Raw genomic sequence first — 12964 nt, 5'->3', positions numbered from 1 at the left:
CTCAGATCGCCAGGGCGGCGCTTGCGGTGCTGCCCGCCGGGGGCGGCAGCAGCAGCGACGGCACCCCGTGGGCGGCCAACGCGGACCGCAGCCGCTGCGTGTCGGCCCCGAACCGCACCAGATCCGGCTGGCTGACCGGGGTGGGGGCCTCGCCGAGGATCAGCCCGGTCGCCGTCGCCGGCCAACCGGGGACGGCGGCCGTCATGACCGCACGGGTCTCCGCGTCGCCGACCAGGGTGAAGACCGTGCCGGAGGCGACCGCGCCGGTCACCGCGTCGATCGCCCGGCGCACCGCTGCCTCGTCGGCCGGCTCCGGGCCGGGGCCGTCGTCCAGCGTGGCGGCGGCGAGCATCCCGGCGACCTTCGCCTCGGCGGTGCCGAGGGAGAAGAGGTCCTGCTCGGCGTCGCGGACCAGCACCCGCGCGCCCGGCCCGTCCGCCGCGCCGACGCCGGTGAGGTAGCCGCGCACCACGGCCACCGGCACCTGGTCGCACTTGCCCTTGATCAGCTCACCCGCGCCGGCCAGTTCGTCGACCACCGCCATCTGGGTGACGTGCAGCTCGTTGCCGTACGGGTCGATCTCGCCCCGGTGGTCGCGGATGGCGGGCAGCCCGGCGACCCCGAGCGCGACGTCGGTCAGGCCGTTGCGCCAGGGGCGGCCCATGGTGTCGCTGACGATCACCGCGACGTCGACGTCGTACCGCTCCCGCAGGGCCGTGCGCAACGCCCGGGCCGAGGCGTCCGGATCCTCGGGGAGCAGCACCAGCCGGGTCTTCTCCACGTTGGACGCGTCGATTCCCGCCGAGGCCATCACGAAGCCGTGGTGCGTCTGCACGATCCGGGTGGCACCCCGGGTCGCCACCACCCGGGCGGTCTCGGCGGCGAGCACCTCGTCCCGGGCGGTGAGCCGGTCCGGCCCGTCCGCCGGGACGTCCACCAACCGGCCCTCCGCCTTCGACACGATCTTGCTGGTCACCACCAGTACGTCGCCGTCGCGCAGCCACGGGGCGGCGGTCGCGATCAGGGCGGCCAGGTCGTCGCCGCGGGCCACGTCGCCGATACCGACGACCGGCAGGATCTCCAGCCTCATGACAGCTCCACCGCGGCCCGGACCATGTCGGCTGTCGCCGCCTCGTCGGTCATCCACAACGGCACCGCCCGGACGGTCACGTCCGGCACGGCCGCCTGCTCGTCCTCCGGAGCGACCAGCCAGCCGTCCAGCAGCCCGCCGGCCCGCCGCCCGCCGTAGAGGCGGCCCACCCCGGCCGCGCTGCACTCCACGTCGAGTACGGCCAGGCACCGGTCGGCCATCCCGCGCACCGGTGCGCCACCGATGATGGGCGAGACCCCGACCACCCGGCCGGGAGCCTCGGCCACCGCCTCCCGGAGCCTCGGCACGGCGAGGATCGGCGCGATGCTCACCACCGGGTTGCTCGGCGCGACCAGCACCACGTCGGCAGCGCCGAGCGCGTCGAGGACGCCGGGCGCGGGTTTGGCGCTCTCCGCGCCGACGAAGACGAACCGGTGGGTGGGGACCTCGGCGCGGTGGCGTACCCACCACTCCTGGAAGTGGATCGCGCGTTGGCCGCCGTCGAGGTCGACCACCGCGTGGGTCTCCAGGCGGTCGTCGGTCGCCGGCAGCAGGTGTACGCCCGGCTGCCAGCGGGTGGCCAGTGCCGTGGTGACGGCGGAGAGCGGATACCCGCCGTTGATCATGTTGGTGCGGACCAGGTGCGTGGCGACGTCCCGGTCGCCGAGGCCGAACCAGGTCGGCTCCGCCCCGTAGGCGGCGAGTTCCGTCTTCACCGTCCAGGTCTCGTCGGCCCGTCCCCAGCCGCGCTCGGGGTCCGCGCCGCCGCCGAGGGTGTAGAGCACACTGTCCAGATCCGGGCAGATCTTGAGTCCGTGCAGGTAGAGGTCGTCGCCGACGTTCACCACGGCGGTCACCTCGGCACCCACCTCACGGGCGTACGCCCGGACGCCGAGCAGGAATCGGGCACCCCCGATGCCGCCGGCCAGAACCACGATGCGCATGCCGACCATCCTCGCGCACGTGGCGTCCCCGTTCGGGCATGGTCCGGAGAGACTAGGCTCACGTCGCACCTGTCCGACATCGCCCGAAGAGGGGGAGCCCCTTGACCAGCCCCGCCGAGCCCGCGTCGACTCCCGACGCGCCGCAGGCCGCCCAGCACACCAAACCACTCCGGGAACTCGTCGCCCTCGTGCTCCTCGGCGCCAACGCGGTGCTGCTCTTCGTCGGGTTGATCCGGCTGCTGGTGCCGATGTCCGAGTACAGCACCCTGACCGGCCGAGCGGTCAGCGTCGTCCACACCTTCCTCGGCGTCGAGGCGATCGTCCTGCCGGTGCTGGCGTTCCTGCTCGCCACGCACGTCCAGCCGGCGGTGCCGAAGGCCAAGCAGATCACCCAGATCGCCCTCGTCGAGTACGCGGTGAGCGCCGTGCTCGGCGTGCTGGCCTTCCTGATCGGCGTGATCGGCCAGCTCGCCGAGGGCGAGGTCGGCAACGCCTTCCTGCTGCTGCTGACCTCGGTCGCGCTGCTGGCCGTCCTCGCGGTCGCCGCCGTCGTGGTGCACAAGGTGTGGCGGGCGCAGTACCACGTCCCCAAGCCGAAGCCGCAGCCCGGCGTGTACGGCCAGCCCCAGCCGGGTTGGCCGCAGCAACAGCAGCAGCAGGGCTACCCGGGTTACCCGGCCCAGCCCGGCCAGTACGGCGCGCAGCCCGGCTACCCGGCCCCGCCGTACGGCCAGCCGACCCCGCAGTCCGCTCCGCCGTTCCCCGGCGCGCCGCAGTCGGCTCCGCCGTTCGGTGCCCCGCCGCAGTCGGCTCCGCCGTTCGGTGCCCCGCCGCAGTCCGCTGCGCCGTTCGGTCAGCCGGGCACCCCGTCGTCCTTCGGCACGGCGGCCCCGTCCACTCCGTCGTACGGCGCCCCGGCAGGCGGCACGCCGTCCGCGCCCCCCTTCGGGCAGCCGCCGTCGGCCGACCCGACGCAGGCGATCCCGCGCCAGTCCACCGAGTCCGCCCAGGCCCCGGCTCCGGCTCCGGCCACCGGTGCCGACAGTGACCGTACCCAGGTCGTCGCACCGGGCGCCGACGGCGACCGTACCCAGGTCGTCTCGTCGGACGCCGACGGCGACCGCACCCAGGCCGTTCCGCGCGACCCCGGTTCCGAGGCCCGCTGACCTCCGGTCCGCGATCCCGCACCCGCGCCGCCGTTCCGGCTCGGTCCGGGGCCGGTCGACGTCCCACCGGATGTCGACCGGCCCCGAACTCGTCCGGCCCGTGTTCCCCCGGATCGATCGGCGTGACCTGGTGGGGAGGACGGCGCAGCCGGGGGAGCGGGCCGGAATAGGGTTGGGCAATGCGGGAGAACACCGAGGCGGGAGCGGCCGGCGGGGCGGACACGACGGCTGGCGGGCCGGCCACCGTGGACGCGGCGACCGGGGCGGGGGTGCACCGCGCCCTGCGCCGTGCGGATACCGGTCGGGCACTGGACACCGACGAGGCCGTCGCGTTGCTGACCGCCCGGGGTGACGCCCTGACGGAGCTGTTCGCCGTCGCCGCCGGGATCCGGGACGCCGGGCTGCGCGAGGCCGGCCGCCCCGGCGTGATCACGTTCTCGAAGAAGGTCTTCGTCCCGCTGACCCGGCTCTGCCGGGACCGTTGCCACTACTGCACCTTCGCCACCGTGCCGCACCGGCTCCCGGCGGCCTTCCTCGACCGGGACGAGGTGCTGGCGATCGCCCGCGAGGGCGCGGCGCAGGGCTGCAAGGAGGCCCTGTTCACGCTCGGCGACCGCCCCGAGGAGCGGTGGCCGGCGGCCCGCGAGTGGCTTGACGAACGGGGTTACGACTCCACAGTGGACTACCTGCGCGCCTGCGCGGTCGCGGTGCTGGAGGAGACCGGCCTGCTGCCGCACCTCAACCCGGGCGTGCTGACCTGGTCCGAGCTGCAACGGCTCAAGCCGGTCGCGCCGAGCATGGGCATGATGCTGGAGACCACGGCCACCCGGCTCTGGTCGGAGCCAGGCAGCCCGCACTTCGGTTCGCCGGACAAGGAACCGGCGGTGCGGCTGCGGGTGCTCGACGACGCGGGGCGGGTCGGGGTCCCGTTCACCACCGGCATCCTGCTCGGCATCGGCGAGACGCTCGCCGAGCGGGTGGACGCGCTCTTCGCGATCCGCCGGGCACAGCGCGAGTACGGCCACCTCCAGGAGGTGATCGTGCAGAACTTCCGCGCGAAGCCGGACACCGCCATGCGGGGCATGCCCGACGCCGAGCTGCACGACCTCGCCGCCACGGTGGCGGTGGCCCGGATCCTGCTCGGCCCGAAGGCCCGGATCCAGGCCCCGCCGAACCTCATCGCCGGCGAGTACGACCTGCTGCTGCGGGCCGGGATCGACGACTGGGGCGGGGTCTCCCCGGTGACCCCGGACCACGTCAACCCGGAGCGCCCCTGGCCGCAGCTCGACGAGTTGGCCAAGCGCACCGCCGCCGCCGGCTTCACGCTCCGCGAGCGGTTGACGGTCTACCCGGAGTACGTCCGGGCCGGCGACCCGTGGCTCGATCCGCGACTGCTGCCGCACGTGACCGCGCTCGCCGACCCGGAGACCGGGCTCGCCGTCGAGGCGGCCCGTCCGGTGGGTCGGCCGTGGCAGGAGCCGGAGGAGACCAACGGCGGACGGGTCGACCTGCACGCCACCATCGACACCACCGGCCGGACCGGCGACCGGCGGGGCGACTTCGACAGCGTCTACGGCGACTGGGCGCAGGTCGCCACCCGGGTCGGCGTGGCGGTCACCGCCGGGGGCGGTGACGCGGACCTGCGTACCGGACTGCGGTTGGCCGCCGACGACCCGGCGGCGCTGCTCGACCCCCGGCACGCCGACGCGGCGCTGGCGCTCTTCTCCGCCGACGGCGCGGCGTTGGAGACGCTCTGCCGGCTCGCCGACGACGTACGCCGGGACACCGTCGGCGACGACGTCACCTACGTGGTCAACCGCAACATCAACTTCAGTAACGTCTGCTACGTGGGCTGCCGCTTCTGCGCGTTCGCCCAGCGTGAGCGGGACGCCGACGCGTACCGCCTCTCCGTGGAGCAGGTGGCCGACCGGGCCGAGGAGGCGTGGGCGGCCGGTGCGACCGAGGTCTGCATGCAGGGCGGCATCGACCCGAAGCTGCCGGTCACCGCGTACGCGGACCTGGTCCGGGCGATCAAGCGGCGGGTGCCCGGGATGCACGTGCACGCCTTCTCCCCGATGGAGGTCGTCACCGCCTCGGCGAAGGCCGGCGTGTCCATCCGGGAGTGGTTGGAGCAGCTGCGCGAGGCCGGCCTGGACACCATCCCGGGCACCGCCGCCGAGATCCTCGACGACGAGGTGCGCTGGGTGCTCACCAAGGGCAAGCTGCCCACCGCCGCCTGGGTCGAGGTGGTGACCACCGCCCACGAGCTGGGCATCCGGTCCAGCTCCACCATGATGTACGGCCACGTCGACCATCCGGCGCACTGGTTGGCCCACTTCCGGGTGCTGGCCGGGGTGCAGGACCGCACCGGCGGGTTCACCGAGTTCGTGGCGCTGCCGTTCGTGCACACCAACGCGCCGATCTACCTGGCCGGCATCGCCCGCCCCGGACCCACCCGACGGGAGAACCGGGTGGTGCACGCGATGGCCCGACTGTTGCTGCACGGTCGGATCGACAACATCCAGTGCTCCTGGGTGAAACTCGGCGACGAGGGCACGGTGGCGATGCTGCGGGGCGGCTGCAACGACCTGGGCGGCACGTTGATGGAGGAGACCATCTCCCGGATGGCCGGGTCCGGTAACGGGTCGGCGCGTACCGAGGAGCAGTTGCGCGCCATCGCCGCCGGGGCGGGTCGTCCGGCCCGGCGGCGGACCACGGCCTACGGCCAGCCGTCCTGACTGGTGAACCCGTCCGGGCCGGCGGCGGTTACGCCCTGGGCGGGGAGGGTAGGAGGGACAGCAGACTCGTCGTCCCCGTTCCCCGGGCGGTGGTCCGTACCGTTTGGTGGGACGAAATGGAGCGATCGGTCAGGTTTTCCGGGCCCGGACGTGATGTCGATTCAGGTGTCGCGAGCAGCGAAGGTCTCCTGTCGCGGTCAACCGGACGGGCGGTGGCCGGCATCTTTTGTCCACATGGTGGGCGACGCCTCGGCGCTGCCCGGGGCTCGGCGGGCGGTGCCGGGGAAGTCGCGTTAACCTGTGCCCCACCAAGATCGCTGATCTTGGCGAGGGTTCTCCGGCCGTCCGTGACGACGGCGTGGTCCGGGTCGGACGGTGGAGCGCCACGGGAGAAATCTCGACCAACTCGCCGGAGAGGGCGTTACTCCTCAGGGGTCTGAATCGATAGGGCAGGTTGCGGGGTCGGGCGGCCCGGATGGCCGTCCGGAGCGTGTCGGGAGGACGACTCCATTATCAAGTCCGGCTTGACGGCGCACGTATTACACGCGTGTAATTTGAATGGGGTTGTCTACACGGAACGCAACAAATCGGTACCGGAGGGACAAACGCGCCTTTCCGCGTGGGGGTTGCAGCGGCGATGACGTCGGTGCGCGACAAGGAGGCATTCGATGGACGGCCAGCTTGAGGTGGCCGACCTGCTCGGGAACGCGCCGGAGTGGCAGGAGCGGGCGCTCTGCTCGCAGACCGATCCGGAGGCGTTCTTCCCCGAGAAGGGCGGCTCGACCCGCGAGGCGAAGCGAATCTGTTCCCGATGCGAGGTCAAGACAGAGTGCCTGGAGTACGCACTCGGTCACGACGAGCGGTTCGGGATCTGGGGTGGCCTCTCCGAGCGGGAGCGCCGCAAGCTCAAGCGGCGGGTGGCCTGACGTTCCCGGTGCCGGGCGGTGGGGGCCGCCCGGTCCGGGCCCCCGGCGGGCCCTCGGTCCGGGCCACTCAGGCCAACTCGTCGGGATCGACCCCGAGCAAGTTCGCGACCTGCTCGATGATGACATCGTGGACCAGGTCGGCGAGATCCTCCCGGTCCATCGCGCGGAACTCAAGCGGACGCCGGTAGAGCACGATCCGCGGCGGGATCTCCTGCCGGCCGGGACGTCCCGGCAGCAGCCGGGCGAGGGGCACCTCTCCGTCCTCCAGCACGTCGGAGTCGTAGACGTTGAGATCCGGGGGCACGTCCTCGACGGCGAACTCGACCCCGGCCAGTTCCTTGGCGAAGCGGCGCTCCAACGTCTCCACCGTGTCCAGCACCAGGTCGTCGAAGACCTCCGCCTTCGTCCGGGCCAGCGGCACGGTCGCCGGCACCAGCCGCCCGCGCAGACCGCGGCCGTGCCGGTCGCGGTGCACCCGCCGACCGGAGCCGGGGCGGCGGTGTTCCGGACTGGTCATGGGGCAAGGGTAGTCCCCGTCCCCGCTGGCCTGCCGCTCCGGCACTCCCGTGAGCGCCGGCCGGGTGTGTCGCGCCCGTTCTGCGGCGATCCCTCCCGCCGCCGGTGCCTCCGGCGGCCGAATTGTGATCTCGCTGACGGGCGTGTCGCACCGTGAACCAGTGCGGCGAACCCGGTAATGGAGATACCCTGCCGCACGTGAGGTCATCACGGCGCTGCTCCAGAAACGGCTGCCCCCGGCAAGCGGTCGCCACATTGACCTATGTCTACAACGAGTCGACCGCCGTCGTCGGTCCGCTCGCGGCCTTCGCCGAGCCGCACACCTACGACCTCTGCGAGCCGCACGCGCGGAACCTCACCGCGCCCCGGGGCTGGGACGTCGTTCGGCACGAGGGCGAGTTCGAGCCACCCCCGCCGACCACCGACGACCTGGTGGCGCTCGCCGAGGCGGTCCGCGAGGCGGCCCGCCCCGCCCCCCGCCCGCCGCAGGACCACTCGAACCAGGACCAGCCCCAGACGCCGCAGACCGGCCGTCGGGGGCACCTCCGCGTCATCCCGCCCACCCACTGACCCGTCCCTACCGACCCACGTACGCCCGGAAGAGGACGCCGGCACGGAGGATCCCCTCGGGACGGCAACGGGGCCGGTCCGGCGGATCGCGTCCCGGTGAATCCCGCTGCCGTGCATCGGCCCACGGACCGTTGCGCGGGGCTTCGTTCCGGCGGTGGTGGCTACCTTGGGGTCCGGGTCCTTTAGAGCTGCCCCGCTGGTGCTACCGCACGATCGCGGGTGGGCGGGTGGCAGGACTCCGGCCGGAGCCTGGGACCGGTGACGGCACGGGCAGGTCCACAAGTCGGCAGCTCGGCGGCTCGGCGGCTCGGCGGGTCGGTGGCTTGGCAGGTCGGCAGCTCGGCAGGCCGGTGGCTCGGCAGTTCGGCGGGGGCGGTGGTCCGGCAGGTCGGCGGCTCCACAGGCCGGCGGCTCGGCAGATAAGCAGGTCGGCGGCTCTGCGGCTCTGCGGATGGTCCGGGCACCGGTAGCAGAGACGGGGCAGCTCCAAAGGGCCTACATGCAAGGTGTCTGGGGCTGCGCCCACCGCTCGTCACGGCGTGCGTCCATGCGGAGTGGCGGAGGATGGCCCGGTCCGGCGGCGCGGGCACCCTGGGGGGCGGTTCCGGGCCGCTGTCGGGCCCCCGACGGGCTGCGGCACTCCCGCGTCGGACAACCGCTGCACCCGCTGGCGTACCCCGTGGGTTTTGCATGCCATTATCGTTCGACCCATCGCCCGGCTGCCGCCGGCGGACCTCGCCCCTCGCCGACGACGACCCCAGGAGCCGTCACATGCGTAGTCACCCCCGGACGGTTTCCCGGCGTGGCCTGCTCTCCGGTGCGCTCGGCTCGGCCGCGCTGCTCGCCGGGGGCGGCGCCCTCGCCGGCTGCGGCACCGAGGCGGCCCAGCAGACCGAGGCGGGCTGCGTCAGCGAGGACCGCTCCGCCAGCGAGAAGAAAGTGATCTTCTCGAACTGGCCGCAGTACCTGGACGTCGACTCCGCCGACGAGTCGAAGCGACCGACCCTGGACGCGTTCCAGGCCGAGACCGGGATCCAGGTCACCTACACCGAGGACATCAACGACAACAACGAGTTCTTCGGCAAGGTGCGCAACCAGCTCGCCGGCTGCCAGAGCATCGACCGGGACCTCATCGTGCTGACCGACTGGATGGCCGCCCGGATGATCCGGCTCGGCTGGATCCAGAAGCTCGACCCGGCGCGGCTGCCCAACGTCCAGGCGAACCTGCTGCCCTCGCTGAAGGGGCGCTCGTTCGACCCGGAGAACCGGATCGCCGTGCCATGGCAGACCGGCCTCGCCGGCCTGGCGTACAACGGCAGTGTCACCAAGGAGATCCGCACCGTCGACGAGCTGCTGACCCGCCCCGATCTCAAGGGCAGGGTCACCGCGCTCAGCGAGATGCGCGACACGATCGGACTGCTGCTCCAGGCCAAGGGACACGACCCGGCCAACTTCACCGAGGCCCAGTTCGACGACGCCCTCGCCACGCTCAAGCGCGCGGTGGACAGCGGGCAGATCCGCCGGTTCACCGGCAACGACTACGCCCCGGAACTGGCCCGGGGCGACATCGCCGCCTGCATCGGCTGGTCCGGTGACATCATCCAGCTCGGCTTCGAGAACGAGAAGATCAGGTTCGTGGTGCCGGACTCCGGCGCCATCCTCTACTCCGACGACCTGCTGGTGCCCAACAAGGCCACCCACCGGGCCAACGCCGAAGCGCTGATCGACTACTACTACCAGCCGGCCGTCGCCGCGAAGCTCGCCGCGCACGTCAACTACATCTGCCCGGTGCAGGGCGCGCAGGCCGAGATGGAGAAGATCGATCCGGAGCTGGCGGCCAACCCGCTGATCTTCCCGGACGACGCGATGCTCGCGAAGTCCACGGTCTTCATGGCGCTCAGCGAGGAGCAGGAGAAGACGTACGAGTCGAAGTTCCAGCAGGTCGTCGGGGCGTGATGGCGACCCGCACACCCCCCGGGGACCTGAGGCTGGTCGATTTGACCAAGCGGTTCGGTGCCGTCACCGCCGTTGACGACCTCACCCTCACCGTCCCGCAGGGGTCCTTCTTCGCGCTGCTGGGGGCATCCGGTTCCGGCAAGACCACCACCCTGCGCATGGTCGCCGGACTGGAGGAACCAACCGCCGGGCAGGTCCTCCTCGGCGAGCAGGACATCAGCCGGCTACGCCCGTACCGACGGCCGGTCAACACCGTCTTCCAGAGCTACGCCCTCTTCCCGCACCTCGACGTCGCCGAGAACGTCGCCTTCGGCCTGCGCCGGCGGGGCATCCGCCAGGTCCGCCCCCAGGTCGAGCGGATGCTCGCCCTGGTGCAGCTCGACGGGTTCGAGCGGCGTCGCCCCGTGGAGCTCTCCGGCGGGCAGCAGCAACGGGTCGCGTTGGCCCGCGCACTGATCAACCAACCCCAGGTGCTCCTGCTCGACGAGCCCCTCGGCGCGCTCGACCTGAGGCTGCGCCGGCAGATGCAGAGCGAACTGAAGCGGATCCAGACCGAGGTCGGCACCACCTTCGTCCACGTCACCCACGACCAGGAGGAGGCCATGACGATGGCCGACACGGTCGCGGTGATGGACGCCGGGCGGATCGAACAGGTCGGCACCCCCGCCGACCTCTACGAGTTCCCCGCCACCGTGTTCGTGGCGAACTTCCTCGGCCAGTCCAACCTGCTCGCCGCCGAGGCCGCCGGGCCGACCGGAGGCGAGGTCGCGGTGACCGCGCACGGCGCGCGCTTCACCGTGCCCGTCGCCCGCGCCCGCGTCGACCGGGGGCCGGTCCACCTCGGGGTACGCCCCGAGAAGCTGCGCCTCGCCACCTCCGCCGACCAGGTCCCCGCCGGGCACCAGCACGTCGCCGGAGTGGTAGGCGACGTCGCCTACGTCGGGGTGAGCACCCAGTACCTGATCCGCACCGGTGCCGGAGTCGACCTGTCGGTGTTCTCGGCCAACAACGGCACCGAGGGGCGGCACCCCGTCGGCGCCTCCGTGGTCGCGTACTGGCGACCGGAGCACGCCTTCCTGCTGCCCCGCGCCACCGGCCCGGCCGACCGGCGCAGCCCGTCGCGGGACAAGCCGGTGACGGTGGCCCGGTGACCGGACCCCACCGGGCCGGGACGCCCCACCGGGCCGGGACGCCCCACCGGGCCGGGACGCCCCGGACCGGAAGCCACCGGGCCGGACCCCACCGGGTCCTGGCGTGACCGCGTTCGCCCACCTGCCGGGCGGGGCCGGACCGGCCACCGGCACCACCCCGGCCCGCCCACCCCGCCCCGGGCGGCACCGGCTGCTGCCGTACCTGCTCCTGCTGCCGGGGGTGGCCTGGCTGACGGTCTTCTTCGTCGTGCCGCTGGGGCAGCTCGCCGCCGCCAGCCTCTACGACCCGGCCGGCTCGCTGGCCACCGGGTACGCGATGACCTGGGCTTTCGGCAACTATCCGGACGCGGTGGCGGCGTACTGGCCGCAGTTCGGGCGCTCGTTCCTCTACGCCGGAGCCGCGTGCGCGCTGGCGCTGCTGCTCGGCTACCCGCTGGCGTACGCGATCGCCCGGAAGGCAGGACGATGGCGCAACGTCCTGTTGGTGTGCGTGGTCGCCCCGATGTTCACCAGCTTCCTGGTCCGTACGCTGGCCTGGAAGACCATCCTGTCGGACAACGGCGCGCTGGTCGGGCTGCTGCGCGACGTCGGTCTCCTCGACGCCGACGGGCGTCTGCTGGCCACGCCGGTCGCGGTGGTGCTCGGGCTGACGTACAACTTCCTGCCCTTCCTGGTGCTGCCGCTGTACGCGAGCCTGGAGCGGCTCGACCCGCGGCTGCTGGAGGCGGCGGGCGACCTGTACGCCGGCCCGGTGCAGACGTTCCGCCGGGTCGTGCTGCCGTTGTCCATGCCCGGCCTGACCGCCGGGACGCTGCTCTTCTTCATCCCGGCCAGCGGCGACTACATCAACGCCGAACTGCTCGGCACGCCGAACGAGTACATGATCGGCAACGTGATCGACTCGGCGTTCCTGGTCCGGCTGGACTACCCGCAGGGCGCCGCGCTCTCCTTCCTGCTGATGGCGGCGGTCCTCGCGGTGGTCTTCGGCTACCTGCGCCGGGGCGTGCCCCGATGACCCGGATGTTCCGGTGGCTGGCCGACCGTTGGGTGGTCGGGGTGGCCCTGCTCGTCCTCGGTTACCTGCTCCTGCCGGTCGCCGTGGTGGCCGCCCTGTCGTTCAACCGGCCGGCGAGCCGTCTCTCCTACGACTTCCAGGAGTTCACCCTCGACAACTGGCGGAACCCGTGTGCCACCGTCGAGATGTGCGACGCGGTGGTCCGTAGTGTGCAGATCGGCTTCCTCGCCACGGTGGGCGCCACGGTGCTCGGGACGCTGATGGCGTTCGCCCTGACCCGGCACCGGTTCCGTGGCCGGGCCGGCATCGACGTGCTGGTCTTCCTGCCGATGGCCACCCCCGAACTGGTGATGGGGACGTCCCTGCTCGCCCTCTTCGTCTCCGCCGGTGTGCCGCAGGGCTTCTGGACCGTCGTCGTCGCGCACGTCATGTTCTGCCTGTCGTTCGTGGTGGTGACGGTCAAGGCGCGGCTGACCGGCATGGACCGGCGGCTGGAGGAGGCCGCGATGGACCTCTACGCCAGCGAGTGGCAGACCTTCCGGCGGGTCACCCTGCCGTTGGCGCTGCCCGGGATCGTCGCCGCCGGGCTGCTCGCCTTCTCGCTCTCCTTCGACGACTTCATCGTCACGAACTTCAACGCCGGTACCACGGTCACCTTCCCGATGTACGTCTGGGGCGCTGCCCAGCGGGGCATCCCGCCGCAGGTCAACGTGGTCGGCACCGCCATGTTCGCGATCGCCCTGCTCCTCGTGCTGTCCACCACCCTCCGCACCTCCCGATCCGCCGGCCGCCCGACCTCCGGGTAGCTGGTGGGGTGGTCGCGGTTGGGGTGGTAGCGGTTGGGGTGGTAGCAGGGGCCCCCTGTTACCGCTTTTTGATGAGCAAGGGTCCC

The 12964-nt window shown here is 72.5% G+C and carries 11 protein-coding genes; 8 read left to right on the top strand and 3 right to left on the bottom strand.

Annotated elements, in window-relative coordinates; translation table 11 throughout:
* Nucleotide 1 precedes the first annotated feature (1 nt).
* Together QSK20_RS08340 and cofD are read right to left on the bottom strand one after the other, a co-directional pair.
* On the bottom strand, nucleotides 2-1090 hold the full coding sequence (locus QSK20_RS08340; RefSeq protein WP_285787988.1) for a coenzyme F420-0:L-glutamate ligase: 1089 nt from the start codon (nucleotides 1088-1090) through the stop codon (nucleotides 2-4).
* Nucleotides 1087-2034, bottom strand: a complete 948-nt coding sequence (gene cofD / locus QSK20_RS08335) for a 2-phospho-L-lactate transferase (protein WP_285787987.1) — start codon at nucleotides 2032-2034, stop codon at nucleotides 1087-1089. The genes QSK20_RS08340 and cofD overlap by 4 nt, the downstream gene beginning before the upstream one ends.
* 101 nt (nucleotides 2035-2135) lie before the next feature.
* Between cofD and QSK20_RS08330 the strand changes: the two genes are divergently transcribed.
* The 3 genes from QSK20_RS08330 to QSK20_RS08320 all read left to right on the top strand — a co-directional run bounded on the left by QSK20_RS08330 (nucleotide 2136) and on the right by QSK20_RS08320 (nucleotide 6864).
* Nucleotides 2136-3200, top strand: coding sequence for a hypothetical protein (locus tag QSK20_RS08330; protein WP_285787986.1), 1065 nt, complete (start codon nucleotides 2136-2138; stop codon nucleotides 3198-3200).
* 179 nt (nucleotides 3201-3379) lie between these two features.
* Complete coding sequence (locus QSK20_RS08325; protein WP_285787985.1) at nucleotides 3380-5938, top strand: bifunctional FO biosynthesis protein CofGH; 2559 nt, start codon at nucleotides 3380-3382, stop codon at nucleotides 5936-5938.
* A gap of 668 nt (nucleotides 5939-6606) precedes the next feature.
* Nucleotides 6607-6864, top strand: a complete 258-nt coding sequence (locus QSK20_RS08320; RefSeq protein ID WP_088980572.1) for a WhiB family transcriptional regulator — start codon at nucleotides 6607-6609, stop codon at nucleotides 6862-6864.
* A gap of 67 nt (nucleotides 6865-6931) precedes the next feature.
* On the opposite strand, the gene QSK20_RS08315 is transcribed toward QSK20_RS08320, so the two are convergent.
* Nucleotides 6932-7381, bottom strand: coding sequence for a metallopeptidase family protein (locus tag QSK20_RS08315; RefSeq protein ID WP_088980571.1), 450 nt, complete (start codon nucleotides 7379-7381; stop codon nucleotides 6932-6934).
* Between the two features lie 197 nt (nucleotides 7382-7578).
* Between QSK20_RS08315 and QSK20_RS08310 the strand changes: the two genes are divergently transcribed.
* The 5 genes from QSK20_RS08310 to QSK20_RS08290 all read left to right on the top strand — a co-directional run bounded on the left by QSK20_RS08310 (nucleotide 7579) and on the right by QSK20_RS08290 (nucleotide 12878).
* Complete coding sequence (locus tag QSK20_RS08310; protein ID WP_285787984.1) at nucleotides 7579-7950, top strand: DUF3499 domain-containing protein; 372 nt, start codon at nucleotides 7579-7581, stop codon at nucleotides 7948-7950.
* A gap of 771 nt (nucleotides 7951-8721) precedes the next feature.
* A complete protein-coding gene (locus QSK20_RS08305) occupies nucleotides 8722-9906 on the top strand; it encodes a polyamine ABC transporter substrate-binding protein (protein WP_285787983.1) in 1185 nt (394 codons plus the stop codon).
* Nucleotides 9906-11057 (top strand): ABC transporter ATP-binding protein, encoded by a 1152-nt coding sequence (locus tag QSK20_RS08300; protein ID WP_502888872.1) that lies wholly within the window; start codon nucleotides 9906-9908, stop codon nucleotides 11055-11057. The genes QSK20_RS08305 and QSK20_RS08300 overlap by 1 nt, the downstream gene beginning before the upstream one ends.
* 103 nt (nucleotides 11058-11160) lie before the next feature.
* The gene (locus tag QSK20_RS08295; RefSeq protein ID WP_285787981.1) at nucleotides 11161-12072 is read left to right on the top strand and encodes an ABC transporter permease; all 912 of its coding nucleotides are present in this window, start codon (nucleotides 11161-11163) and stop codon (nucleotides 12070-12072) included.
* The gene (locus tag QSK20_RS08290) at nucleotides 12069-12878 is read left to right on the top strand and encodes an ABC transporter permease (protein WP_285787980.1); all 810 of its coding nucleotides are present in this window, start codon (nucleotides 12069-12071) and stop codon (nucleotides 12876-12878) included. The genes QSK20_RS08295 and QSK20_RS08290 overlap by 4 nt, the downstream gene beginning before the upstream one ends.
* Nucleotides 12879-12964: the final 86 nt, after the last annotated feature.

Origin of the sequence: Micromonospora sp. NBRC 101691 (assembly GCF_030269285.1) — a bacterium.
GTDB lineage: Bacteria > Actinomycetota > Actinomycetes > Mycobacteriales > Micromonosporaceae > Micromonospora > Micromonospora echinospora.
This window is presented reverse-complemented; position numbering and strand designations above follow the sequence as displayed.